The organism is Carnobacterium inhibens subsp. inhibens DSM 13024 (assembly GCF_000746825.1).
GTDB lineage: Bacteria > Bacillota > Bacilli > Lactobacillales > Carnobacteriaceae > Carnobacterium_B > Carnobacterium_B inhibens.
The window spans coordinates 598,427-625,152 of sequence record NZ_JQIV01000006.1 but is presented as its reverse complement, the minus strand read 5'-3'; the positions used below and the strand labels follow the sequence as shown (position 1 = coordinate 625,152).

General features: G+C 36.8%; 18 protein-coding genes and 1 rRNA gene. 16 read left to right on the top strand and 3 right to left on the bottom strand.

What is annotated here, in order from left to right; all coding sequences use genetic code 11:
* Positions 1-93 precede the first annotated feature (93 nt).
* Positions 94-936, top strand: coding sequence for a hypothetical protein (locus tag BR65_RS04160; RefSeq protein ID WP_034536859.1), 843 nt, complete (start codon positions 94-96; stop codon positions 934-936).
* A gap of 69 nt (positions 937-1,005) precedes the next feature.
* Here BR65_RS04160 and BR65_RS04155 read toward each other — a convergent pair whose 3' ends face one another.
* Both BR65_RS04155 and BR65_RS04150 read right to left on the bottom strand, forming a co-directional pair.
* Complete coding sequence (locus BR65_RS04155; protein WP_034536858.1) at positions 1,006-2,103, bottom strand: FUSC family protein; 1,098 nt, start codon at positions 2,101-2,103, stop codon at positions 1,006-1,008.
* A gap of 126 nt (positions 2,104-2,229) precedes the next feature.
* The gene (locus BR65_RS04150; protein ID WP_034536857.1) at positions 2,230-3,522 is read right to left on the bottom strand and encodes a glutamate-1-semialdehyde 2,1-aminomutase; all 1,293 of its coding nucleotides are present in this window, start codon (positions 3,520-3,522) and stop codon (positions 2,230-2,232) included.
* Between the two features lie 234 nt (positions 3,523-3,756).
* Between BR65_RS04150 and BR65_RS04145 the strand changes: the two genes are divergently transcribed.
* The 3 genes from BR65_RS04145 (at position 3,757) to BR65_RS04135 (ending at position 6,277) form a co-directional block, all read left to right on the top strand.
* Positions 3,757-4,221, top strand: a complete 465-nt coding sequence (locus BR65_RS04145; RefSeq protein ID WP_023178235.1) for a Fur family transcriptional regulator — start codon at positions 3,757-3,759, stop codon at positions 4,219-4,221.
* Between the two features lie 169 nt (positions 4,222-4,390).
* Positions 4,391-5,344: a LacI family DNA-binding transcriptional regulator gene (locus BR65_RS04140; RefSeq protein ID WP_034536855.1), complete on the top strand. Its 954-nt coding sequence runs from the start codon at positions 4,391-4,393 to the stop codon at positions 5,342-5,344.
* A gap of 42 nt (positions 5,345-5,386) precedes the next feature.
* Positions 5,387-6,277 carry a diacylglycerol/lipid kinase family protein gene (locus BR65_RS04135; protein WP_034536853.1) on the top strand — a complete coding sequence of 297 codons (891 nt, stop codon included), beginning with the start codon at positions 5,387-5,389 and terminating at the stop codon, positions 6,275-6,277.
* Positions 6,278-6,850: 573 nt separating this feature from the next.
* Here the strand turns inward: BR65_RS04135 and BR65_RS04130 are convergent.
* A complete protein-coding gene (locus BR65_RS04130) occupies positions 6,851-8,230 on the bottom strand; it encodes a D-serine ammonia-lyase (protein ID WP_023178230.1) in 1,380 nt (459 codons plus the stop codon).
* 227 nt (positions 8,231-8,457) lie between these two features.
* Between BR65_RS04130 and BR65_RS04125 the strand changes: the two genes are divergently transcribed.
* From BR65_RS04125 to BR65_RS04070, 12 genes are all read left to right on the top strand, one after another.
* Complete coding sequence (locus BR65_RS04125) at positions 8,458-10,161, top strand: glycoside hydrolase family 13 protein (protein ID WP_034536850.1); 1,704 nt, start codon at positions 8,458-8,460, stop codon at positions 10,159-10,161.
* Between the two features lie 123 nt (positions 10,162-10,284).
* Positions 10,285-11,964 (top strand): alpha-glucosidase, encoded by a 1,680-nt coding sequence (locus BR65_RS04120; RefSeq protein WP_034536848.1) that lies wholly within the window; start codon positions 10,285-10,287, stop codon positions 11,962-11,964.
* Positions 11,965-12,021: 57 nt separating this feature from the next.
* On the top strand, positions 12,022-13,803 hold the full coding sequence (locus BR65_RS04115; RefSeq protein ID WP_023178224.1) for a glycoside hydrolase family 13 protein: 1,782 nt from the start codon (positions 12,022-12,024) through the stop codon (positions 13,801-13,803).
* A gap of 125 nt (positions 13,804-13,928) precedes the next feature.
* The gene (locus BR65_RS04110; protein WP_034536846.1) at positions 13,929-15,203 is read left to right on the top strand and encodes an extracellular solute-binding protein; all 1,275 of its coding nucleotides are present in this window, start codon (positions 13,929-13,931) and stop codon (positions 15,201-15,203) included.
* A 209-nt stretch (positions 15,204-15,412) separates the two neighbouring features.
* The gene (locus tag BR65_RS04105; protein WP_023178220.1) at positions 15,413-16,693 is read left to right on the top strand and encodes an extracellular solute-binding protein; all 1,281 of its coding nucleotides are present in this window, start codon (positions 15,413-15,415) and stop codon (positions 16,691-16,693) included.
* Positions 16,694-16,775: 82 nt separating this feature from the next.
* Entirely contained in the window at positions 16,776-18,086 is a 1,311-nt protein-coding gene (locus BR65_RS04100) for a sugar ABC transporter permease (RefSeq protein WP_023178219.1), read from the top strand.
* Position 18,087: 1 nt separating this feature from the next.
* Positions 18,088-18,939, top strand: a complete 852-nt coding sequence (locus BR65_RS04095; protein ID WP_023178217.1) for a sugar ABC transporter permease — start codon at positions 18,088-18,090, stop codon at positions 18,937-18,939.
* A 41-nt stretch (positions 18,940-18,980) separates the two neighbouring features.
* Complete coding sequence (locus tag BR65_RS04090; protein ID WP_034536844.1) at positions 18,981-19,841, top strand: DUF1189 family protein; 861 nt, start codon at positions 18,981-18,983, stop codon at positions 19,839-19,841.
* The gene (locus BR65_RS04085) at positions 19,834-22,113 is read left to right on the top strand and encodes a glycoside hydrolase family 65 protein (protein WP_034536842.1); all 2,280 of its coding nucleotides are present in this window, start codon (positions 19,834-19,836) and stop codon (positions 22,111-22,113) included. Before BR65_RS04090 ends, BR65_RS04085 begins: the two co-directional genes overlap by 8 nt.
* A 111-nt stretch (positions 22,114-22,224) precedes the next feature.
* Entirely contained in the window at positions 22,225-22,884 is a 660-nt protein-coding gene (pgmB, locus tag BR65_RS04080) for a beta-phosphoglucomutase (protein ID WP_034536840.1), read from the top strand.
* A gap of 12 nt (positions 22,885-22,896) precedes the next feature.
* Positions 22,897-24,525: a glycoside hydrolase family 13 protein gene (locus BR65_RS04075; protein ID WP_034536838.1), complete on the top strand. Its 1,629-nt coding sequence runs from the start codon at positions 22,897-22,899 to the stop codon at positions 24,523-24,525.
* A gap of 548 nt (positions 24,526-25,073) precedes the next feature.
* Positions 25,074-26,635: ribosomal RNA gene (locus BR65_RS04070) — 16S ribosomal RNA — on the top strand.
* Positions 26,636-26,726: the final 91 nt, after the last annotated feature.

Below are 26,726 nucleotides of genomic sequence, written 5' to 3'. Positions count from 1 at the left end.
GTGAATCTTATCGAATATATGGTAAACTGTTGAAAGATGACGTACAGAAGAAGTCAATAAAAAACAAAGTTTGATTTTAAGGAGTGAATAAATATGTCTAAAAAAGGCGGATTTGCTATTGTTCTGCTGGTTATTTTAGCATCTGGAGTGATCCTTTTCGGAATGAATTATTCTAAAAAGCAGCAAAAAGAATTAATGGCTGTTTCAGAACAAACAGACCAACAAGAACTAGGAAGTACGAAAGAAGATACAGCAGAACAGTTGGCTAACTATGAAAATAGTCGTCAAGAAATGTCTGTAATGGATTACATAAAGTATGTCAGCTTGGTAAAAGAAGAAGAAGTTTCAGTAAGTTTTTATGGAGATATCGCTGAAGAAGAACAATGGATCTCTGAAGCAGAACAATACATAAATGAACAAGCGAATAAAACGATAAAAGTAAATCGTTTGGTAAATCCTGATTATGATTCTTATAAACTGATCAGTGAAAATAAAGTAGTGGAACTCGCAGAAACAAAACCTGATGTTATTTTCTTTCAATTACCAGCTTATGCTGATCAAAAGTTAGACATTAGTTTGGTTGACTCTAGTGAATATTTAGCTATGAATTATGAAGCTATTAAAGATGCTTTACCTGAATCTTTAGTTGTGTTTATTTCTCCAAATCCAAGCAGCAGCGAAAAAGGGAACAATAATTCAAGAACACTTGACTACACTTCTTATTTAAATGAAATGTTGTCGACCATTCAAGACAACGGATGGATCAGTTTTGATCTTCATGAACGTTATCTGGAAAAATTAGAAGCGGATGGTGTAGCTTTAGAAAGCACATTATCAGAAAATGGAAGAACATTGAATACTGAGGGAACGGATCTATATAGTACATTATTCGAAGAGTCGCTCGATCAAAAAATAGATACTACGAGCGGAATGTAAAAAAACTGCAAAAAAAGAGAAGCAATGAATTCAATCATTGCTTCTCTTTTTTGTTTGGATTGAGTACTATTATTGTTCAACGTGCTCAATATTTGAAATTTCAGTATCAGGATTCCAATCGTTTCCTTTATAGCTGCTGACTAAGATATTTAAGTGCTCTAAATGTTCTTCATATTTTAAAATACTAGACATGATATGAATAACGGCATTGCTTTGGCCATAATCGTCATGCATATATTCTTCTAAACTTGCTTCATCAAAGAAAGATTGCATAAACTCTTTTCGAAGTGGTGCTTTATATGAAATGAAATTTACGCTGTCGGGTGAAACACGTCCATTAAATTTTAGCAATATTTGTTCGTGCGCCGTTAACAATGTTTCTAGACGTTCACGTATCAGAATACGCAAATCTTTTGGAAAATGGTTGAATGAGTTTTCGTAACTATGAAATGTGTGCGATAAATTATAAGCTTCTTTCGTAGTCTCAATAATTTGTCTGTAAACAACAACTTTACGCAATTTTTGTACACGGTCTTTTTTTCTTGTGAGCAGACCTTCATCTTTAAACAGGGAAAGGTATACATCCATACGATTCAACTCTGACTTGATCCATTTCAGGTCCTTTTTTAGAACAGGATATTGGCTGTTTTTCCGAACACTGGCACGTAGAAATTTCATGATCTCAGTAGTTGAATAGTCTGTAACGTGGTACAATTTTTCTTCGTATTTAGGCGGGAACAAAATAGTATTCACCAAAAATGCGATAAAAACTCCCATAATTGTAGCAGCCACCCTTATAGTGGCATAAAGAATAAAGTTATCTTCAGTCGTCTGCATGATAACAATCAACGTAACTGTAGCTAAGCCAATCACACTGCTAAGATTCATCTTGTTTAATATAGCGATCAAGACACAAGCGGCAACTCCTACAATGATAAAATGATTTCCCAATGTCAGTGTTATGCAGATCGCAACTAATGCACCAATCAAGTTAGCTATAATACGATCTTTCAGTGTTTTTATAGATTGCTTGACAGAAGGCTGCAAAGCAAAAATTGCTGAAATCGCAGCTAAAACACTGCCTGATGGAAAATTGAATAATAAAGGAATAGCTAAGGAAAGAGCTACCGCTATCCCTGTTTTGAGCGTTCGTGCTCCGATTCTCATAAATTAAGTTCACTCCGTTTATTGATAGTTGTACTTCAATGATAAACTCTTTGCCTAGAATAAGCAAAGAGTTTAGCGTAAATAGTCTGAAAATTGAGAGAATAAGAAAAAGGGCAACTTTAAGGATTAAACTAATTTAGAAAATGCTCTATCTATAGCACATTTTGTTTCATCTATGTCCTCTTGAGTATGCATGATAGTCAAAAACCAAGCTTCATATTTACTTGGAGCTAAATTGATACCTTCATCTAACATCGCTTTAAAGAATTTTCCGAAACGCTCGGTATCTGTATTTTCTGCATCAGCATAATCCTCGATTGGATGTTCTGAAAAGTAGACTGTCAATGATCCGCCAATTTGGTTAACCACAGTAGGAATATCGTATTTTTCTCCCGCTTCTAATAAAGCTTCTTTTAACTGAACAGCAAAATCAGCCATTCTTTCGTAAATACCAGGTTCTTGTAAAACCTCTAGACAGGCAATTCCAGCTTGCATGGAAAGAGGATTTCCAGCCATTGTTCCGGCTTGGTAAGCGGGTCCAAGAGGAGCTACAGTATCCATAATACGAGTTGGTCCACCATATGCTCCGATAGGCAATCCGCCACCAATTGATTTGCCAAAGGCAGTTAAATCAGGAACGACACCTAACATATCTTGAGCCGCACCATAATGGAAACGGAAATTCGTGATTACTTCATCGTAAATCACCAATGCTCCATATTCATGTGTAATTTCATTGACTGCTTCTAAAAATCCTGGTTTTGGAGCAACCATCCCGAAGTTTCCGACAATCGGTTCAACCAAAACAGCTGCTACTTGATCTCCCCATTTTTCCATAACCGCTTTATAGGATTCAACGTCATTGTACGGTACAGTAATGACTTCTTTAGATGTTCCTTTTGTGATGCCGCCAGAATCTGTGGTTCCTAAAGTAGCTGGTCCGCTGCCTGCTTCAACCAATACAAGGTCGAAGTGACCATGGTATTGACCTGTGAATTTTACAATCAATTCACGTTCTGTATACGCTCGTGCGACTCGAACCGTTGTCATAACGGCTTCAGTTCCAGAATTGGTAAAACGCACTTTATCCATTGAGGGAATAGCTTCCGTCAGCATTTTTGCAAAAATGACTTCATGTTCTGTAGGAGTCCCGAATAAAACACCTGTATCTGCAGCATGTTTAATCGCTTTTACAATATGTGGATGATTGAATCCTGTAATAATAGGACCATATGCGGCTAAGTAATCGATGTAACGATTTCCGTCAACATCATATAAATAAGCTCCATCTCCATGATCCATCGTGACAGGATTTCCTCCGCCAACACCTTTAAATGAACGACTGGGACTATTGACTCCTCCTACAATGACTTTATTTGCTTCTAAAGCTAAGCGGTCACTTTGAGTATGGTTTAACATAAATAATTGCCTCCTTAAAAAAGTAAAATCATTACTATTGTAAAACTCTTATCTTATAAGTGCAATCTTTCCTGTAAGGAAAGGACTAGGATTTATTTGCAAAGTTTGAACAGAAAAGTTATTATTAAAATGTAAACACTTATTATAAGATGATAATAAGTATTAAGTGATAATTAAATTTTATATCAGTTTATAAACAAATTTTAGCTAATTGATTTTGAGAGGAGGAGAAAGATGACTTCAAATCATTTAGTAGCCCAGTCGATTGAAAAATTAAAAAGAGCCCATATCCGTATCACACCACAACGTTATGGAATATTAGAATATCTAATTGAAAATGATAATCATCCAACAGCTGATGAAATCTATCAGGCTTTAGCCTCAAGATTTCCTAATATGAGTGTTGCTACCGTTTATAATAATTTACGCTTATTTACTAAAGTTGGTTTTGTAGACGAGATGAATTATGGCGATGCTTCAAGCCGATTTGATTTTACATCTGCACAACATTACCATGCAATCTGTGAGATTTGTGGTAGAATCGAAGATCTTTATTACCCTGGATTAGAAGATATCGGTGAAGTAACAACGAATTTAACGGGTTTTGAAGTGAAGCGTCATAGATTAGAAATTTATGGAATTTGCCCTGAATGTCAACAAAAGAGAGATGAAACAACTCATTCTACATTTCCTGTATAAGGATAGAATAGTTACTGAAAAATCACCTGATAAGGGTGATTTTTTATTCGCATATAGTTTTTAAAAATAGGAGCTAGATTGATATAAAAATGGATTCTCTATACTATGGATACTAAAGTGTACGAACTAGAAGTTATAAAGTATATAAATTATGTGAAAGGAGCATCTAATGTCAACCCTCAATGATGTTGCTAAAAAAGCAAATGTATCAAAAATGACTGTATCAAGAGTAATCAATCATCCTGAGCAGGTTACAGATGAGTTGAAAGTACTTGTATTTGAAGCGATGGAAGAACTCAACTATCGACCAAATGTTGCTGCGAAAGCATTAGTAAACAATCGCACGCAAGTTATTAAACTATTTATCCTGGAAGAAATGGACACAACTGAACCGTATTATATGCATTTATTAACTGGAATCGCGAGAGAGCTAGACAATCGACATTATTCTTTACAATTGGTCACTAAAAACAACTTTGACATTGGATCCTGTGATGGGTACATTATGTGCGGCATGCGTGAAAATGATTACGAATGGATCAGTGGAGCCACAAAACCGGTTGTATTATTTGGTGAAAATCGACACGGATATGATTTTGTTGATTCAAATAATAAAGAAGGTATCGCATGTGCTACTCAATATGGAATCGATTTAGGTTATAAAAAGATTATTTATATTGGAATCGATGTAAAAGAACCTTTTGAATATTCAAGAGAGAATGGATACATATCTACAATTCAAAAAAATAAATTGGATCCAGAGATTCGACGATTTGAAAACCGCTCACGTTATGCAGCTGATTTTATTAAAGAAAACTGGAATATTTTTGAACCTAGCACACTATTTATTTGCAGCTCAGATCGCTTAGCTATAGGGATACAACGGGGGATCCTTAGCATGGGCGGAGAAATCCCTTCTGATTTTGGGATCATTGGACATGATGGTGTGTTTTTGGATCAAATTGCATTTCCGCAATTGACTACTGTAAAACAGCCTGTTATCAAAATGGGTGAAGCTTGTGCTAAAATGATACTAAATAAAATTGAAAAGAAAAATGCTTCTCAAGGGGAATTGTTTTTCACACCTGAGCTTATTGTAAGAGGAACAACCACTGAACAATAAATCTTGTTGATATTAAAATTTAGATATGAGAGTAGGATCACCATGACTAAAGCTATGATTATCGTAAATCCTTCTTCAGGTGCAGAAGAGTCTGAGAACTATACTGAACAATTAAAAGAACAATTAAAAGCAGTTGCTTCTGAATTTGGCATCAAAAAAACCAAAAAATCAGGAGATGCTAAAGAATTTGCTGAAGAAGCTGCTTTAAATGATTATGAAGCTGTTTTTGTTTTGGGAGGAGATGGGACTGTTAGTGAGGCGGTGAATGGTTTGATGTTACATGAGTCTAAACTGCCATTAGGAATCATTCCGCTTGGAACGGTCAATAATGTTGCTCGAGCTATAGGTATTCCAATGAATCCGGAAAAGGCTATCGATTCATTAGAACAATTAACCGTTCAGCAAATCGATGTAGGAAAGTTGAATGACCGGTATTTTATCAGTTCGACTTCCGTTGGTCCTATACCTGAGTCCGTTCAAGAAGTAGATGTCGATATGAAAACAAAATTTGGCGTATTTGCTTATTTGATAGAAGGCATCAAGGCATTAAGAAATGATGAAACCTATACTTTTGAATTAGATATTGACGGAGAAAAATGGACAGCCGAGTACAGCCTGCTCTTGATTGCTATGAGTAACTTTGTCGGTGGTGTAGGTACAATTATTCCTGAAGCAGCTATCGATGACGGCTTGATTCATTTAGTTACATTAAAGGAAACGACTGCTAAAGAAAAATTAAGCTTAGTGCCCGAATTGTTTCAAAACAAAGAATACACGAAAGATCAATTGGAACATCGCTCTTTTAAAAAAGCAAAAATACGTTTGTTGGAAGATATAGATAAGGAAATAAATTGTACAGTTGACGGCGACAAAGGCCAGACCTTCCCTCTAGAAATAGAAGTATTGCCACAAGCTTTATCTGTTTTTGCCTAATTATTAATAATAGCCCTATAGCAGTTGTCGGGAATAATGTTATTCCTCAACTATTATAGGGTTATTTTTTTGTTTTATTCTGCGGGAGCGTTAAGAAGACGAATCTCTCTTTCTATCCGACATTCTTCGTCGAATTTTGTTAGAGAATCTGAACTATAGCGTGTCTATTCGACATTCTTAGCTAAATTTTGTTAAGGAATCTGAACTATAGAGTGTCTATCTAACATTCCAACTCAGATTTTGTTAAGGAATATGAAGTACGGTGCATCTATCTGACATTTCAACTCGAATTTTATTAGAAAATCTACACTATAGTGCGTCTATTCGACATTATTACTCAAATATTGTTAAAGAACCTGAACTATAGAGTGTCTATTCACCATTTCACGCCATTTTTTTTACCGAATTATGAACTAGGCAGCTTTGCGATAGCAGCAAACACTATTTAGTAAAGTATGGAAAACTTTTCGGTAACGAAAAGTCTCCGATCTTCTTTATGTAGAACCTTAAAACCTCCAGAAGTATAAAAATTCTGGAGGTTTTTTTAGTGCTATTTATTATTAGAAAAGCTCTTTATCTAGGTGTTGCGATTGCGTGAGATTGTAAGCCAACTTCATAAAATTGATCCATATCGTCTTTAGGAACCATACTTCCCCCGGTTGCCCAAGCAATATGTGTAGCTTGATCCATTTTGTCTGTTAAATCATGTTTTTCTAAATAAGATTTGCCTTCTTCAGATCGGCATAATCGTAAAGCACCCGGTACACCAGCTAAAGCTGCAGGCTCTAAATAAATTTTTTCTTTGTCAATGAGAGCACTCAACAAGCGATTTGTTTCAAAGTCATCAATAGTATAAGAACCGCTAAAGAAATGTTTCATTATATTCGCTACTAGTTTTGAAGTTCGAGGAACGGCTAAACCATCAGCAACGGTTAGTCCGTCTAAACCAAAATCTTTAACAGATACTTGATCGAATTTTCCAGTCATCAAACCCATTGTCATGGACGGAACGTGAGTTGGTTCAGCAAAGAAACAATGCACATTATCACCATAGATTTGTTTTAATCCGAAACTAATTCCGCCTGGTGAACCACCGATGCCACAAGGCAAATAAACAAATAAAGGATGATTTTCATCTACAAGGATATTTTCTTGTTCTAATTGTTTTTGCAAACGATTGGCTGCAACTGTATAACCTAAAAACAATTCAATGGAATGTTCATCATCAACATAATAACTCATTGGATCTAAATCGGATTGTTCGCGTCCTTTTTTTACTGCGTTTGTAAAATCTGATTCGTGCTCAATAACTGTTACCCCACGAAAACGCAATAAATCTTTTTTCCACTGTTTGGCTTCTACAGACATATGTACTGTCACGTCAAAGCCTAACATAGCGCCAACTGTTCCTACACTGATGCCGAGATTTCCAGTCGTTCCTACAGCAATTTTGTAATTTGAAAAAAAGGTTTTAAAGGCTTCCGTTGCAAATAGTGAATAGTCCTCATTCCAGCTTTTCAATAAGCCATGTTCTAAAGCTAATGTTTCAGCATGTTTCAATACTTCATAGATCGCTCCACGAGCTTTTATTGTTCCAGCAATCGGTAAGGTATCGTCTCTTTTTAATAAAAAGGTACCAGGTATTGAAGAATGGTAAACCGTTTCAAGGTACTCTTTCATAGAAGGAATAGAGGATAAAGGTGATTCAATGATCCCTTTAGATACTTCAGTTTCTGGAAAATCAATTCTTAAATAAGCAGCAAATCGGTTTAAGCGTGCTTCTGCATCATTGATATTCTCTTTTGTATAGGGTACTAATTTTGAAGCCTCTTCAAAAGGCAATTTAGCCGAGTTAATCCAAAAGATTTCTTTTAATGAAAGAATGTCTTTTAATTGGGGAATTTCTTTTTCCCATGCATCAACAGTTTTACCTGCAATACTCATACTTGTCATTATCCTACCTCTTTCTATATAGGCGTACGCCTATTGTAATTACTCAAAGATTACCATTTTTAATGGTTAAAATCTAGATTCATTCTTATTTCTAAGATGTTTATTAGAATAGGCTAACTTTAATGCTTTCTTAAAACAAAGTAATAATCATAAAAGTGGCAATCTTTTTTTTGTTTCCATACAATAATGGTGATCAGCTTCTATAAATGAATAGAGGAGTGAGTGTAATGAAAGAAACAGATTGGTGGAAAGAATCAATTTTTTATCAAGTTTACCCAAGGAGTTTTAAAGACACAAATGGAGATGGCCTTGGAGATCTTAAAGGGCTGATTCAACAATTAGATTACATTCAACAATTAGGCGTTACCGCCATTTGGCTTAACCCAATTTTTACATCTCCACAAGTTGATAATGGATACGATGTATCAGACTATTATACGATCGATCCAATTTTTGGAACAGTAGAAGATGCTATTGAATTGATTGAACAAGCACATAAAAGAGAGCTGAAAGTTATTTTTGATTTAGTGGTCAATCATACTTCTGATCAGCATGTTTGGTTCCAAGAAGCGTTAAAAGGACCAGAAAATCCGTATCGTGATTTTTATATTTGGGAAGATGCACGAAAAGGTGGTCATTTGCCAAATAACTGGGTCTCTGTTTTTGGAGGTTCAGTATGGGAAAAGGAACCGGTTGGAGATCAGTATTATTTTCATCTATTTAAAAAAGAAATGCCGGATTTAAATTGGGATAATCCAGAAGTTGAAAAAGCAATCTTAGATGTTGGGAAATTTTGGTTGGACCATGGAGTAGATGGTTTTCGTCTAGATGCATTTATTCATATGGATAAGGCTGATGATTTTTATCAAGTAGAAATGGAAAATGGACAAGAATTAGTATCTGCTCAAAAAATCAATGCTTTTTTGCCTAATATCAAAAACTACGTTCAAAATTTATCAATGGATCTGCGAAAAGTAAAAAAGGATATTTTTATTTTAGGCGAAGCGGCTTCAGCAGATGTAGACCTAGCATTCCAATACACGCATCCTGAAAATGATATGTGCAATGCCGTGGTTTCCTTTCTTATTTTTCCTGAAGATGAGACGATGAAAGATCCGCGATTGCCATTCAATATGCAATCAAGTCGATTAAATAAAAAGGCTTTTAAAGAGGTAATGTCAGCTTGGCAAGATAAAATGGATCCGTTTGGTGGTCCTGTATTGTATTGGAACAACCACGATATGCCTAGAGTAGTTTCGCGCTTTGGAAATGTCGAACAGTTTAGAGACAATAGCAGTAAAATGCTGGCAACTTTAATGTATCTACAAAAAGGAATTCCATTTATTTTCAATGGCGAAGAGATTGGTATGCGCAATTTGCACTATAACGATCGGAATCATTTTGACACGCCAGGAGCTGTTCCTTTTTACGAGAAAGCAAAGCAATTAGGCTATTCTGAAGAACACATTCTAAAAGAATTAAATCATACTGGACGAGATGTTAGTCGAGGAGCTATGCAATGGGATAATGCAACATTTGCTGGTTTTTCAACTGTCGAACCATGGAGCGGAGTAAATGTGGAAGAAAAGTACAATGTAGCAGCTCAACAAAAAGATCCAAAAAGTATCTTAATGTATTATCAAACATTACTGAAATTGAAAAAAACACCTTTATTTATAAATGGCTCATTTACTTTACATGAGACCAAAGATACCCTTTATGTTTATGAAAGAACTTATGAAGGCCAGCGTGCGATTGTTTGTTGTAATTTATCGGACACCGAAGAACACATTCAAGAGGATGGGATTTCAAAATCTGGTTGGAAAGTCATACTGCAGAATGAAGGCAATTCAATTGATAAAGATGCGATCACATTTGCTCCATATGGGACCATTGTATTTGCTTATGATGCCCAGCCTGAAAATGAATGATTAAAAAGGTGATCAATGAAGTTGTTACCGGTAACAACCGATTTTTAATTGTAAGTGCTTTCTGGATTCTGTAAGCTATTGAGTGAAAAGGAATTTAGCACAATTAAAGGTGGGTTGAGTAAAATGCAAGAAAAGTGGTGGGAGAACACAGTTGTGTATCAGATATACCCTAAAAGTTTTCAAGACACAAACGACGATGGAGTCGGTGATTTAAAAGGAATCATTCAACGATTGGATTATATCCAATCAATTGGAGTAAATATGATTTGGTTGAATCCAATTTTTGTTTCCCCTCAGGTGGATAACGGATATGATGTTGCAAATTATTATGCTATTGATGATCAATTTGGCACGATGTTGGATATGGAAAAGTTGATTGAAGAAGCTCATGAACGAGGCATCAAAGTCATGCTTGATTTTGTATTGAATCATACCTCAGATCAACATCCTTGGTTTCAAGAAGCTTTAAAAGGGCCAGATAACTTATACCGAGATTATTATATTTGGCATGAACCAGTAAAAAATCGTTCAGTACCCAATAATTGGGGTTCTTTTTTTGGTGGTTCTGTTTGGGAAAAAGAACCGCTTGGAGACTCTTTTTACTTTCATTTGTTTGCAAAAGAAATGCCGGATCTAAACTGGGAAAATCCTGAAGTCCGATTGGCAATGGCTGATTGTGCTGATTTTTGGCTAAAAAAAGGAATCGATGCTTTGAGATTGGATGCCTTTATTCATGTTGACAAACAAGCCGGTTTTCCTGATGTAGATATAGCAAATCCTAATGATATTGTTTTGGCAGAGAACTATTACGCTAATTTGCCAAAAACGATGGATTACATGAAAGAGTTTAGTCAGCGTATTCGCAAAGATCATCCAGATGTGTTTCTAGTAGGAGAAGCGGCATCCGCAAGTATTGAATTGGCAAAAAACTATACAGATCCTATCAATGAAGTTTGTGACAGTGTTATCACTTTTCGTTACTTTCCAGAAACAGAACAGACAAAAGATAAACGGCTGCCATTAAATTTGCAACATGGAAAGCTCGATCTAATAAAATTCAAACAGACTATGGCGCAATGGCAAGAAGAACTAGCAACAGTTGGCGGACCTGTGTTGTATTGGAACAATCATGATATGGCTCGTGCCGTTTCACGTTTTGGAGATGATAAACAGTACCGGGACAATAGCAGTAAGATGTTATCCACATTGATGTATTTACAAAAAGGGATTCCTTTCTTGCTAAATGGCGAAGAAATTGGAATGAAAAATTTAGTCATTGAAACAATAGAACAATTTGCTTTGCCTGGAGCAGATTTATTTTATGAAACGGCACTTGAATTAGGTTACTCAAAAGAATTTGCTTTAAAACACTTAAATGCGCGAAGCAAAGATGTAAGTAGAGGAGCCATGCAATGGGACGATTCAACTTATGCGGGATTCTCAAAGCAGTTTCCTTGGAGTGGCGTTAATCAAGAAGAAAAATACAATGTGATGGATCAAGAAACTGATGAAACCAGCATTTTGCAGTATTACAGAGCTGTATTAAAGTTGAAGCAAGAACCGTTATTTATTGAAGGGAAGTACAAACTTTTAGAAAGCAGTGTTGAAACGTATTGCTATGAACGCACGTTAGGGAAATCTAAAGCAGTCGTTTGCTGCAATATGACAGAAAAAAATCAAGTCGTTTCTATAAAAGACCTGATCACACAACCTTATACCATTAAATTAACAAATGAAGGAAATAGTATACAAGAGGAATCTCTAAACTTAAGTCCATATGGAACAATGGTTATCTCTATGTAGTAATGTTTACTACTATAATAAATGAAGACAACAATTAATGAAAAGAGGAAAAATAACATGGAAACAGCAGCAATTTACCACAGACCTGATAGCGAGTATGCTTATTTATATGAGGTTGATAACTTTCATATCCGTCTAAGAACAAAAAAGGGAGATGCAAAACAAGTTAGTTTGATCAGTGGGGATCCTTATTCTCATGGAACAGAAAAATGGTTTAAGAAAGACAAACCTATGAAATTAACAGCGAGTACGGATATCCATGATTATTGGATGATTGAAACATATGAAAAAACAAAGCGCATTGCTTATTGCTTCCATGTAGAAGGTTTTGATGAAAGCGAAGTACTTTATGGCGATCGCGGGGTATTTCCATTTACAGATGAATACTTAGAAGACGCGAATACCTTTTTTAGAATGCCGTACTTACATGAGATCGATCAAGTTAAAACGCCGGAATGGGTAAAAGAAACGGTATGGTACCAGATCTTCCCAGAACGTTTTGCTAATGGGGATAAGAAAAATGATCCAGAAGGTACATTGCCATGGGGCAGCAAAGAAAATCCAGGACGTGATGATTTTTATGGCGGCGACTTACAAGGTGTCATCGATCATTTGGATTATTTAGTTGATTTAGGAATCAATGGTATTTATTTCTGTCCACTTTTTAAAGCTAAATCAAATCATAAATACGATACGATTGACTATTTGGATATCGATCCTGATTTTGGAGATAAAGAACTTTTTAAAACATTGGTTCAAGAAGCACATAAACGTGGTATTCGAGTCATGCTGGATGCTGTCTTTAATCATCTAGGAATGGATTCCATGCAGTGGCAAGATGTTTTAGAAAACCAAGAAAACTCTCGTTACAAAGACTGGTTCCATATCAATGAATTTCCTGTTCAATCATTAGCAGATTTATCCGTTGAAGAACTAGAAAATGTCAACGAGCTAAGTTATGACACTTTTGCATTTACAGGACATATGCCAAAATTAAATACTCGTAATCTTGAAGTTCAAGAATTTTTATTAGACGTTACCACTTATTGGATCAATCAGTTTGACATTGATGCATGGCGCTTAGACGTTGCAAATGAAGTCGATCATCATTTTTGGAAGAAATTCCATCAAGCTTCTATTGATTTAAAAGAGGACTTTTATATTTTAGGTGAAATTTGGCATTCTTCGCAAAGTTGGCTGCAAGGTGATGAGTTCCACGCGGTCATGAACTATGCGTATACTGAAACCATTCAAAGTTTCTTTATGAAAGAAAATATATCCGCAAGTAAAATGGTGGCCGGATTGAATGAACAATTAATGTTGTACCGCAAACAAACCAATGAAGTGATGTTCAACATGCTAGATTCTCATGATACAGCACGTTTATTGACAATCAGCAATAATAATAAACAGTTAGCCAAAGCAGGGCTAGCATTTGTCTTCACTCAACATGGTTCGCCATGTATTTATTACGGTACTGAAATCGGGATGGATGGACACAATGATCCTGATTGCCGTAAATGCATGATCTGGGAAGAGGAAAAACAAGATAGCAATATGCTTGATTTCACTAAAGATTTGATTGCTTTTAGAAAGAACAATCAAGGTCTGCTAAGTTATGGAGAAATTGACTGGTTTGATATTCGTGATGATGAAAAAGTAGTTGGTTTCAAAAGGAAATTTGGTAATGAAGAGATTATTTGCTACTTTAACCAAGGTGAAAAAGACTTAGAGTTAGTTTTAGAACAAAAACCAGAAAGCTTGCTTAAAAATTTAGCTTATTCAGATAATAAATTATTATCGATCAAACAAAATGGATTTGCTATCTACAAAGCTTAACTAAAAATGATACAGGCGCTTATCTGAAAAGATTGAGCGTCTTTTTTCGCTATCAAATGGTAACGTTTGCAAAAGAATGCTGGTTGTATGATAATAAAGTTACATCAGAATAAGGAGGAGATCGTGTGGAAAAGAAAGAGTGGAAAAGAGGATTTATTGGTTTGGTATCTATGAGTGCCCTGTTGTTGGCAGCTTGTGGAAATGGAGAAGAGTCGAACGAAACAGGGTCGACCAGTGATGATGGAGAATCAACCACATTAACTATTGATGTGGATCCAAGGTATAGCGATTATGTTAATGAAATTATTCCAGCTTTTGAAGAAGAGCACAATGTAAAGATTGAAATTTCTGAGCGTGATATGTTTGATGGAATGGACGCTTTGCCATTAGACGGTCCTGCTGAGATCGGTTCGGATATACTTATTGCTCCTTATGATAGAGTAGGTACTTTGAGTCAGCAAGGACATTTAGCGGAAGTCACCTTGCCTGATGATGAGCGTTATGATGAAATGGATCAACGACAAGTGACTCTTGATGGAAAAGTTTATGGCGCACCATTTGTCATCGAGTCCTTAGTGATGTATTACAACAAAGACTTAATTGAACAAGCACCAGAAACATTTGATGATCTTGAAGCCTTATCTGAAGATGACACATATGCATTTGAAAACGAAGAAGGAAAGAACACCGCATTTTTAGCTAACTGGACAACGGCTTATCAATATATAGGTCTATTATCTGGTTATGGTGGGTATGTATTTGGCGAGAATGGAACAGATCCGTCAGATATCGGACTGAATTCACCTGAATCAGTTGAAGGCATCACATATATCACCGATTGGTACCAAAATGTTTGGCCGCAAGGAATGTTGGATGCAACGAGTTCAGAGAACTTTATGAATGAATTGTTTACCAGTGGAAAAACAGCAGCGGTCATCAATGGACCATGGGGTGCGAGTGGTTATGAAGAAGCCGGTATAAATTATGGTGTTTCAACGATCCCTACATTACCAAATGGAGAAGAGTATGAACCCTTTGCTGGTGGGGTAGCATGGGTCATCAGTAAATATTCCAAAAATCCTGAGTTAGCTCAAGAGTGGTTGGATTATGTAACAAATGCCGAAAACAGTGAAACATTGTATGAATTGACTTCGGAGATTCCAGCTAATCAAGAAGCTAGAACAACGGTCAGTGAAACTGGAAGTGAATTGTCTAAAGCCGTGATTGAACAATTTGATTCAGCTGTTCCAATGCCGAATATCCCAGAGATGACTGAAGTGTGGACTGGAGCAGAAACGATGATTTTTGATGCAGCTTCAGGTAATAAATCTCCTCAACAAGCGGCAGATGATGCTGTTCAATTTATTGAAGAAAATATTGAACAGAAGTATCAAAATTAAAAAGTCTTCTAATTGAAAATAAAAAATGCCGTTTATAAGAAATAATTATGAACGGCATTTTTTTTAAATGGTTGGATAAATCCCTTGAATGAATCCCTTGAATGAATCCTGTTACCGGTAACATACGGAAAACGTTTGCAGAAAGCGTTCTTATGCCTGATAATAAGGATGTAATCAAAAATAACTCATATTTGAGGGGGATAAATAAAATGAAGAAGACCGGTTGGAAAAAATATCTTTTAGGTTTGGTGTCTGCTAGTGCGTTGGTTCTTGCAGCTTGTGGAAGTGGGGAAGAAGCGACAGACAGCAGTTCAACATCTGGTGGAGATGAAGCTGAAAGCTCAACTTTACAAATTTCTGTTGATCAAGGCTACGTTGACTATGTAGAAGAGATCAAAGGGGCTTTTGAAGAAGAACACGGGGTTAAGATTGAAGTAACAGAACGTGATATGTTTGAACAATTAGAAGCATTGCCACTTGATGGTCCATCTGGAAATGCTCCAGATATCATGATGTCATCTTATGACCGAATGGGTTCTTTAGGACAACAAGGACATATCGCTGAAGTAACATTAGGAAATGATGCTCAATATAATGAAACAGATAAAGCTCAAGTTACTTTAGATGGAAAAATCTATGGAGCACCTGCTGTTATTGAAACATTAGTATTGTATTACAATACAGATCTATTAGAAGAAGCTCCAACGACTTTTGCAGATTTGGAAGAATTAGCTAAAGATGAACGTTTTGCTTTTGATGGAGAAGAAGGAAAAAACACAGGATTCTTAGCTAAATGGACTGACTTTTACTTTACGTATGGTTTAGTTTCGGGTTATGGCGGATACATCTTTGGTGAAGATGGAACTGACCCAACTGATATTGGACTAAACAATGAAGGTGCTGTTGAAGCTATTGAATATGCTACTGATTGGTTCAAAAATACATGGCCACAAGGTATGCAAGATGTAACAAGTTCTGATGCTTTTATCACAGATCAATACTTAAACGGTAAAGTTGGCGCATTCATTGGCGGACCTTGGCAAGCAGCTAGCTTAAAAGATGCTGGTGTAAATTACGGCGTTACAACTATCCCAACATTGAACAATGGCGAAGCATATGAAGCATTTGGTGGTGGAAAAGGATGGGTTGTCAGCAACTATTCTGAAAACAAAGATGTTGCTCAAGAATGGTTAGACTATGTGACAAATACTGAAAACCAAAACAAATTCTATGACGATACAAATGAAGTTCCTGCAAACCAAGACTCACGTGTCTATGCTACTGAGCAAGATGATGAATTGACAACAGCTGTAATCAATCAATACAAAGATGCACAACCAATGCCAAACATTCCTGAAATGGCTGAAGTTTGGACAGGTGCTGAAAACATGTTATTCGATGCAGCATCAGGAAACAAAACACCTAAAGAATCAGCTGATGATTCTGCTAAATTGATTAAAGAATCAATCGAACAAAAATACACAAATTAATTACTAAAAAATGAACAGATTTCGGCAGAGAATGTAGTTGTTCTCTGCCGAAAAATGTTAAAAGAAAAGGGAGGAGTTTAAAATGTCTTCTCAGACAAAACCTCAGAATATTAAAAATGAAAAAAAAGCAATGTTGTATTCAATTATCCCAGGACTAGGTCAATTTTATAACGGACAACGGTTCAAAGGGATCGTCTTTTTAGCTATCTTAGTCGCATTTGTTGTCGAGATGATTGTTTTTGGTTTTGATGCGTTTAACGGACTAATAACTTTAGGAAGTACTCCTATTGAAGATCATTCACTATTTATTATGATTGAAGGCACACTCCAACTCATTATAACAGTCATTTTCTTAGCCTTTTACGGTTTAAATATCTATGACGCTAAGCGCGTAGCAACCATTTGGAATAGAGGGCAAAAAGTTAATACTACACTTAAAGAAGTGATGTGGAATGTCTATAATGCAGGATTTCCTTATCTGCTGATCATACCAGCATACTTAATGATGGCCTTTACGATTATTTTCCCAGTGTTGGTTACATTATTTATGGCTTTTACAAATTACGACTTTTACCATATTCCTCCAGCTAATTTAATTGACTGGATTGGATTAAAAAACTTCGTGAATATTTTCTTCTTGAGCACATATCGTGATGCATTTACATCTGTTTTCAGTTGGACAATCATTTGGACATTTAGTGCGACAACACTGCAAATTATTATTGGAATCTTTACAGCTGTTATCGCTAACCAGTCATTTATTAAAGGAAAACGATTCTTTGGAGTTATTTTCTTATTACCATGGGCTGTACCAGCATTTATTACTATTTTATCGTTCTCAAATATTTTTAATGACAGTATCGGAGCCATTAATACTCAAGTTATTCCGTTATTGAATAATATTCCATTTGTAGAAATCGGGCGAATTGCGTGGAAAACAAATGCATTTTGGTCTAAGACAGCGATCATTATGATCCAAGGTTGGTTAGGGTTCCCGTATATCTACGTCATGACAACGAGTATCTTACAATCTATTCCTGAAGATTTATACGAAGCTGCAAAAATTGATGGTGCTAGTGCATTTCAACGGTTCAGAGAAATTACCATGCCAATGGTATTCATGGTAGCTGCTCCAACCTTTATTACGCAATACACCGGAAACTTTAACAACTTTTCAATGATCTACCTCTTCAATAATGGTGGGCCGGGAAGTGTAGGTGGTGGAGCAGGAGCTACGGATATCTTGATTTCATGGATCTATAAATTAACGACTGGAACTTCACCGCAATATTCTATGGCTGCTGCGATCACGTTGATCATTTCAGCTTTGGTTATCACTGTTTCCTTGTTAATCTTCAAGAAAACAAATGCATTTAATATGGAGGATGCATAATATGGGGAAATTTGTTAAATCACAAAAAACTTCTCGTTTCTTTAGTCAATTCTTTACGTATGTCTACATGATCTTATTGTCGATCATCATTATTTATCCATTGCTGATCACAGCTAGTTCAGCCTTTAAATCAGGGAACATAACGGCCTTTTCTTTAGACTTAAATGCGGAATGGACGTTAGCAAACTTTACTCGTTTATTTCAAGAGACACTTTACGGCACTTGGTATAAAAATACTTTAATTGTCGCTGTAGCTACAATGGTGATCCAAGTAGGCATTGTTACAATCGCTGGATATGCTTATAGCCGTTACAATTTTATGGGACGAAAGAAAAGTTTGATGTTTTTCTTAGTTATCCAAATGGTTCCTACTATGGCAGCTTTAACAGCATTTTATGTTATGGCCTTATTATTAGGCGCTTTAGACCAATTTTGGTTCTTGACCATGTTATATATTGGTGGTGGAATTCCAATGAACACTTGGTTAATGAAAGGATATTTTGATACAGTACCAAAAGATTTGGATGAATCAGCTAAACTAGATGGAGCAGGACATTTTAGAATTTTCTGGCAAATCGTTCTTCCACTTGTCAGACCTATGATTGCGGTTCAAGCACTATGGGCATTTATGACACCATTTGGTGATTACATGCTAGCTAGATTCTTATTAAGAAGCCCTGAAAAAATTACGGTTGCTGTAGGGTTGCAAACATTTATCAGCAATCCGCAAGACCAAAAAGTTGCTTTATTCGCAGCAGGCGCAATCTTGATTGCAGTTCCAATTTCAATCTTATTCTTCTTGTTGCAAAAGAATTTTGTCTCTGGCTTAACCACTGGAGGAACAAAAGGATAAGCATAAAGAGCTAAAACTAGTTAAAGAAAAGAAGTGAACCTATGAAAACAGATGCATTTCCGTTAAATTATTTTAAAAGTATTTGGTCGCCAACAAAAAGTTTCAAAAATCGTCATCAATTAAACTGGTTTCATATTTTTATTGTTTTGCTATTTGTTAACAGTTTATTGATGATACCCGTGTCATTAAATTACATGGAAATGGATACTTACCCTGTAGAAGGAACGTTGCCAAACTCGTTTGGTTTAATTGATGAGACTGACGTATTAAATCTGCAAGAAGGCACATACGAGAACGGTACGTTAGATTTACCGTCTTCGTTTGTCCGTACTTCTGATAAAGGAACGGTTGCTGGCTTGTTGTCAGATACAGAGATGGAACAAGCATTGGATGCGGAAAACGCACTGGTTTTCCAAAAAGATGCAATGATCATTAAAGAAGGCGATCAAACAGTAAGCACTGTTCCTTACACGAAAGATTTTGATTTATCAAAAGTAACTAACGTCAATGGTGTAAAAGAATCTCTTTCAAGACAATGGTTTATAAAAAATAGAGGATATGTAGTTGCTACGTTGATGTTTTTAGTATTCAGCATTACATTTGTTAGTACAATCTTTCTAACTTTTGGATCTGCTGTCTTCCTCTATTTAACAAAAAAAAGTGACTATTCTTCTATTAAAACATACAAAGAATCAGTTAACTTTATATCGAATTGTATGGGACTACCAACTTTAATCGCTTTAATCATTGGGTTGATTCAATTCGATATTGTTGTGATGCTGATGATCCAATCAGTAGGATTAGTAGTCATGTTATTGCTTGCCTTCTATCAAACAAGGTACAACGATGAAGCAAAAAAGTTTAAAGTAAAAAAGTCACTGGGGGTAAGGGTACATGATTAAGCGTTTATTCGATGTTGATCCTTGGAAAGTAAAATCAACGAAATTAGATAAAGCTGATAAAAGATTACAAGAAAGTTTAACTTCTATTGGAAATGGGTATATGGGGATGCGTGGAAACTTTGAAGAGGGATATTCAGGGGATTTTCACCTAGGAACGTATCTAGCAGGTGTCTGGTTTCCAGACAAAACTAGAGTCGGTTGGTGGAAAAACGGCTATCCAGAATACTTCGGAAAAGTGATCAATGCAACAAACTTCATTCCAGTCGAATTAATGGTTAATGACCGCAAAGTTGATCTCGCACTAGATGAGGTAAAAGAGTATGAAATTGAATTAGATATGAAAAAAGGAATTTTGTATCGTTCATATACTTGGGTTGAAGGAGAAACAGAGATTCGTTTCACTTTTAAACGCTTTGTTAGTATAGCATTAAAAGAATTGGCCGTCATCGAAGTCACCGCTGAAGTTATAAAAGGTGACGCTGTCATTGTATTTATCCCTAAAATGGATGGAAACGTGACAAATGAAGACAGCAATTATGAAGAAAATTTTTGGTTGGAAATGAAACGTGTTTCAGGAGAAAAGAGTAGTTTAACGACTAAAACGATTGAAAATCCGTTTGGCGTAGAACAATTTACTGTAACCACTATGATGCAAAATGTAACTGAAAACATTGAAAATAAAGAGTTTTCTGAAGGCTTTATGCAAGTTGAAGAAAAAATCACCTACGCGTTGAAAGCTGGTGAAAAAGCGAAAGTCACTAAATTTGTCAGCGTATTGACTAGTCGTGATGTTCAACCGGAAAATCAGGAAGCAATGGCTGCAGCTATCTTAGATCAAGCAATTGAACTAGGTGCAGAACAAGTAGAAGCTCAGCATGTAGCTCTTTGGGAAGAACGCTGGCGCAAAGCGGATGTAGTGATTGAAGGAGATGCTGAAAGTCAGCAAGGTATCCGTTTTAATATTTTCCAATTGTTTTCTACTTATTATGGAGAAGATAATCGTTTAAATATCGGACCAAAAGGATTTACTGGAGAGAAATATGGCGGAGCAACCTATTGGGATACAGAGGCATTTATTTTGCCGATGTACCTATCTATAGCAGATGAATCTGTTTCAGAGCAATTGTTGACTTACCGACATAATCAGCTTCCAGGTGCATTTCATAATGCTAAACAACAAGGCCTTCAAGGAGCCTTGTATCCGATGGTTACGTTTAACGGAATCGAAAGCCATAATGAATGGGAAATTACATTTGAGGAAATTCACCGTAATGGTACGATTGCTTATGCTATCTATAATTACACAAACTATACCGGTGATGAAGCTTTCCTAAGCACAAAAGGTATTGAGATGTTAGTAGCTATATCACGTTTCTGGGCTGATCGCGTGCATTATTCTAAACGCAACGGTCAATATATGATCCATGGCGTTACTGGTCCAAATGAATATGAGAATAATATCAATAATAACTGGTATACAAATACTATGGCAGCTTGGACATTGCGTTATACTTTGGAAAGTCTTGAAAAAATCTCATCTATAGTGGCAAATGAATTATATGTAACAGATGAAGAAAAGAATAAGTGGAGAGACATCATTGAAAAGATGTACTACCCTCACGATGAAGAATTAAATGTCTTTGTTCAACATGATACATTTTTAGATAAAGAAATCCTGACAACTGATGATCTTGATCCAGCTGAAAGACCAATAAATCAAAACTGGTCTTGGGATAAGATTTTACGTTCTTGTTTTATCAAACAAGCGGATGTCTTGCAAGGTATATACTATTTGAACGATGAGTTTACGTTAGAAGAAAAAGAAGCCAACTTTAATTTCTATGAGCCAATGACGGTTCATGAATCTTCACTTTCTGCATCCATCCACGCTATTTTAGCAGCAGAACTTGGCAAAAAAGAAAAAGCGGTTGAATTGTATGCACGTACGGCTCGTTTAGATTTAGACAACTACAACAATGACACAGAAGACGGGTTACACATTACTTCTATGAGTGGCGGATGGTTAGCTATCGTTCAAGGTTTTGCAGGTATGCGTACGGTTAATAACCGCTTATCCTTTAATCCATTCTGTCCAGAAAACTGGGATGGGTATACTTTCATGATTAAATATCGTGAACGTCTGTTGCATGTCTGTGTAACTCAAGTATCTGTAAGTGTACGTTTAGAAGAAGGCGAACCAATTGAATTGACACTATATGATAAAGAAATGGTGTTGACCAATGAAGTTCACAGTTCACTTTCTTTTTCTTAAACAATTAAATAAATGAACAGTGAGTTTAAATGACTATGAATAGGAGGAAGCTATCAAATCGATAAATTCATTTGATAGCTTTTCTTATTGCTAAAAAAGGAGAAGGTTACTATGATTAAAGGATTTATATTTGATTTAGACGGTGTGCTAACAGATACAGCGGAATACCATTACCTAGCCTGGAAAAAGTTGGCTGATAGATTAGGTATTCAATTAGATCGTAAAATGAATGAGCAATTAAAAGGAATCAGTCGAATGGATTCGCTTGATCGCATTTTAGCGATAGGCAATCAAATGGATCGTTACACGCTTGAAGAAAAAGAAAAGCTGGCAGATGAAAAAAATGAGGATTATAAAGAACTGATATTAGAGGTCACGCCAAATGATCTATTGCCTGGAATAGCGAATTTATTAGCGGATCTAAGAGCGAAAGATATCCGATTAGCATTAGCATCTGCTAGTAAAAATGGTCCTGTCATAATGGAAAGATTAGGTATTGCGGATATGTTTGATACTGTGGTCGATCCTGCAACTTTGGCAAAGGGAAAACCAGACCCGGAAATTTTTATTAAAGGTGCCCAACAGTTAAAGTTAAAACCAATCGAATGTGTTGGAGTAGAAGATGCTCAAGCTGGAATAGAATCAATCAATGCAGCAGGAATCTTTTCAGTCGGAGTTGGAACAAAAGAAATGATGAAAGAAGCCGATTATGCAGTAACGAGTACCCAAGAATTGAAATTGGAAGAAATACTAAAAAGAGCAAATCAATAAGGAGGATTCAATTTGGAAAAAAAATGGTGGCATAGTTCAGTAGTTTATCAAATTTATCCAAGAAGTTTTCAAGATAGCAATGGAGATGGAGTAGGCGACATTCAAGGTATAATCCAACGATTGGATTATTTAGCCGATTTAGGTATTGATGCTATATGGTTGAGTCCCGTTTATCAATCGCCAAATGACGATAATGGATACGACATTAGTGATTATCAGGCTATTTCTTCAGAATTCGGAACGATGGACGATATGGAAGAACTGATTAACGAAGCAAATAAATTGAATATCCGTATTGTTATGGACTTAGTGGTCAATCATACATCAGATGAACACGCTTGGTTTATTGAATCATCTAAAAGTAAAGATAATGACTACCGCGATTACTATATTTGGCGCGATGCTCAAAATAATGATGTTCCCAATGAGTTGAAATCTATTTTCAGCGGTTCAGCTTGGGAATTAGACGAGCAAACGAATCAATATTATCTGCATCTTTATAGTAAGAAACAACCAGATTTAAATTGGGAGAACCCAAAAGTCCGTAATGAAATTTGGGAAATGATGAATTTTTGGTTGGATAAGGGTATCGGCGGATTCCGAATGGACGTGATTGACCTAATTGGAAAAGTTCCAGATGAACTGATTACGGGTAACGGTCCTATGCTTCATACTTATCTTCAAGAAATGCATCAGGAAACCTTTGGGAAATTAGATGTTTTGACTGTTGGAGAAACATGGGGAGTAACAACTGAGGATGCTAAATTGTATTCAGCTTCTGAAAGAAATGAGTTGTCAATGGTGTTCCAATTCGAACACATAAGTCTTGATGAACAACCGGGAAAACCAAAATGGGACACTCAACCATTAGATTTCATTAAATTAAAGCAAGTTTTTACCAAATGGCAATTGGCTCTTGATGGAGATGGTTGGAATAGTTTGTTTTGGAACAATCACGATATTCCACGAATCGTATCTAGTTGGGGCAATGATAGCCCTCAATATCGAAGAGTATCTGCAAAAATGTTTGCAACGTTTTTACATTTTCTAAAAGGAACGCCTTATATCTATCAAGGAGAAGAAATTGGGTTAACGAATACACCGATTTCTTCTATAGATGAAGCAAATGATATTGAAAGTCTCAATATGTATAAAGAACGATTGAACGAAGGATACAATAAAAAAGATATTATCCAATCTATTAACAAAAAAGGTCGCGATAATGCGAGACGTCCTATACCATGGGATGATTCTTTGAATGGCGGATTTACCACAGGGACGCCATGGTTGGCGCTCAACCCTAACTATAAAGAATTGAATGTAAAAGAAGATCGACAAAACAAAGAATCTATTTTCAACTATTACAAAGAACTTATTCGTTTAAGAAAAGAACATGACCTTATTGTATGGGGTTCATATAAAGAATTATTGCCGAATGATCCTCAACTTTTCGTTTATGAAAGAAGTTACCAAGATGAAACTTGGCTGATTATTATTAATTTTTATGAGAAAGCAACAATTTATAAGAATCAAGATCAGAAAGTTGATACGATTATTATTAGTAATTATTCGGATAGCGGAAAGAATTTAGAACAGTTAAGTCTAAGACCATTTGAATCAGTGGTGTATAAATTGGACTAAGAACATAAAAGGCGAATGAAAAAAGCGAACGAAAACACTTTTTTATTTATGAAAGTTCCGAACTTAAGATCGTTATGAATATATATACGTATTTTGTTTTTTCGTAAATAAAAAAATGTTCGCTTTTTTGTTTTTTATGTAAAGAATGTAAAGATTATGGTTGACCAAAACAAATAGACTTGTTATAGTAAATGGTGTTGAAAGCATCATCGTAGTAACGATGCTAACAATTTTCCGAAAAATAATTAAATAATTTGTTTGACAGCATATGACAAATTGTGTTAATCTATTAGATGTCGCTAAGGCGATGTGAAAAGTAATAAATTGAATAAATATTCAATTTATTTAAAAAAAAGCTTGACGAACAAAAAAAACTGTTGTAAGATATAGAAGTTGTCACGAACAGTTGCAACAAGCTTTAGACCTTTGAAAACTAAACAAAGTAAGACGAACCAAATGTGAGGGTGACTCAGCAGTGCTGAGTCAACAGTAACAAATATAGTGAATAATTATTCGCTAGCAATCAATAATGAGCTTCAAGCATCATTTTATATGAGAGTTTGATCCTGGCTCAGGACGAACGCTGGCGGCATGCCTAATACATGCAAGTCGAACGCTTTTGTTTCACCGGGTGCTTGCACCCACCGAGACAAAAGAGTGGCGGACGGGTGAGTAACACGTGGGTAACCTGCCCATAAGAGGGGGATAACATCCGGAAACGGATGCTAATACCGCATATTTCCAATTGTCTCCTGACAGATGGAAAAAAGGTGGCTTCGGCTACCGCTTATGGATGGACCCGCGGCGTATTAGCTAGTTGGTGAGGTAATGGCTCACCAAGGCGATGATACGTAGCCGACCTGAGAGGGTGATCGGCCACACTGGGACTGAGACACGGCCCAGACTCCTACGGGAGGCAGCAGTAGGGAATCTTCCGCAATGGACGAAAGTCTGACGGAGCAATGCCGCGTGAGTGAAGAAGGTTTTCGGATCGTAAAACTCTGTTGTTAGAGAAGAACAAGGATGAGAGTAACTGCTCATCCCCTGACGGTATCTAACCAGAAAGCCACGGCTAACTACGTGCCAGCAGCCGCGGTAATACGTAGGTGGCAAGCGTTGTCCGGATTTATTGGGCGTAAAGCGAGCGCAGGCGGTTCTTTAAGTCTGATGTGAAAGCCCCCGGCTCAACCGGGGAGGGTCATTGGAAACTGGAGAACTTGAGTGCAGAAGAGGAGAGTGGAATTCCACGTGTAGCGGTGAAATGCGTAGATATGTGGAGGAACACCAGTGGCGAAGGCGACTCTCTGGTCTGTAACTGACGCTGAGGCTCGAAAGCGTGGGGAGCAAACAGGATTAGATACCCTGGTAGTCCACGCCGTAAACGATGAGTGCTAAGTGTTGGAGGGTTTCCGCCCTTCAGTGCTGCAGCTAACGCATTAAGCACTCCGCCTGGGGAGTACGACCGCAAGGTTGAAACTCAAAGGAATTGACGGGGACCCGCACAAGCGGTGGAGCATGTGGTTTAATTCGAAGCAACGCGAAGAACCTTACCAGGTCTTGACATCCTTTGACAATCCTAGAGATAGGACTTTCCCTTCGGGGACAAAGTGACAGGTGGTGCATGGTTGTCGTCAGCTCGTGTCGTGAGATGTTGGGTTAAGTCCCGCAACGAGCGCAACCCCTATTATTAGTTGCCAGCATTCAGTTGGGCACTCTAGTGAGACTGCCGGTGATAAACCGGAGGAAGGTGGGGATGACGTCAAATCATCATGCCCCTTATGACCTGGGCTACACACGTGCTACAATGGATGGTACAACGAGTCGCAAGGTCGCGAGGCCAAGCTAATCTCTTAAAGCCATTCTCAGTTCGGATTGCAGGCTGCAACTCGCCTGCATGAAGCCGGAATCGCTAGTAATCGCGGATCAGCACGCCGCGGTGAATACGTTCCCGGGTCTTGTACACACCGCCCGTCACACCACGAGAGTTTGTAACACCCGAAGTCGGTGAGGTAACCCTTTTGGGAGCCAGCCGCCTAAGGTGGGACAGATAATTGGGGTGAAGTCGTAACAAGGTAGCCGTATCGGAAGGTGCGGCTGGATCACCTCCTTTCTAAGGAATATAACGGAAACCCCACATTCGTACTTACTTTGTTTAGTTTTGAGAGGTCTAATCTTCTCAATAAATAGATGTTGTTCTTTGA

Coding starts and splice junctions, on each gene's coding strand:
- pgmB (WP_034536840.1), top strand. CDS start 22,225: ATGATTAAAGGATTTATATTTGATTTAGACGGTGTGCTAACAGATACA.
- BR65_RS04140 (WP_034536855.1), top strand. CDS start 4,391: ATGTCAACCCTCAATGATGTTGCTAAAAAAGCAAATGTATCAAAAATG.
- BR65_RS04150 (WP_034536857.1), bottom strand. CDS start 3,522: ATGTTAAACCATACTCAAAGTGACCGCTTAGCTTTAGAAGCAAATAAA.
- BR65_RS04155 (WP_034536858.1), bottom strand. CDS start 2,103: ATGAGAATCGGAGCACGAACGCTCAAAACAGGGATAGCGGTAGCTCTT.
- BR65_RS04100 (WP_023178219.1), top strand. CDS start 16,776: ATGTCTTCTCAGACAAAACCTCAGAATATTAAAAATGAAAAAAAAGCA.
- BR65_RS04160 (WP_034536859.1), top strand. CDS start 94: ATGTCTAAAAAAGGCGGATTTGCTATTGTTCTGCTGGTTATTTTAGCA.
- BR65_RS04125 (WP_034536850.1), top strand. CDS start 8,458: ATGAAAGAAACAGATTGGTGGAAAGAATCAATTTTTTATCAAGTTTAC.
- BR65_RS04135 (WP_034536853.1), top strand. CDS start 5,387: ATGACTAAAGCTATGATTATCGTAAATCCTTCTTCAGGTGCAGAAGAG.
- BR65_RS04145 (WP_023178235.1), top strand. CDS start 3,757: ATGACTTCAAATCATTTAGTAGCCCAGTCGATTGAAAAATTAAAAAGA.
- BR65_RS04090 (WP_034536844.1), top strand. CDS start 18,981: ATGAAAACAGATGCATTTCCGTTAAATTATTTTAAAAGTATTTGGTCG.
- BR65_RS04120 (WP_034536848.1), top strand. CDS start 10,285: ATGCAAGAAAAGTGGTGGGAGAACACAGTTGTGTATCAGATATACCCT.
- BR65_RS04085 (WP_034536842.1), top strand. CDS start 19,834: ATGATTAAGCGTTTATTCGATGTTGATCCTTGGAAAGTAAAATCAACG.
- BR65_RS04130 (WP_023178230.1), bottom strand. CDS start 8,230: ATGACAAGTATGAGTATTGCAGGTAAAACTGTTGATGCATGGGAAAAA.
- BR65_RS04105 (WP_023178220.1), top strand. CDS start 15,413: ATGAAGAAGACCGGTTGGAAAAAATATCTTTTAGGTTTGGTGTCTGCT.
- BR65_RS04095 (WP_023178217.1), top strand. CDS start 18,088: ATGGGGAAATTTGTTAAATCACAAAAAACTTCTCGTTTCTTTAGTCAA.
- BR65_RS04115 (WP_023178224.1), top strand. CDS start 12,022: ATGGAAACAGCAGCAATTTACCACAGACCTGATAGCGAGTATGCTTAT.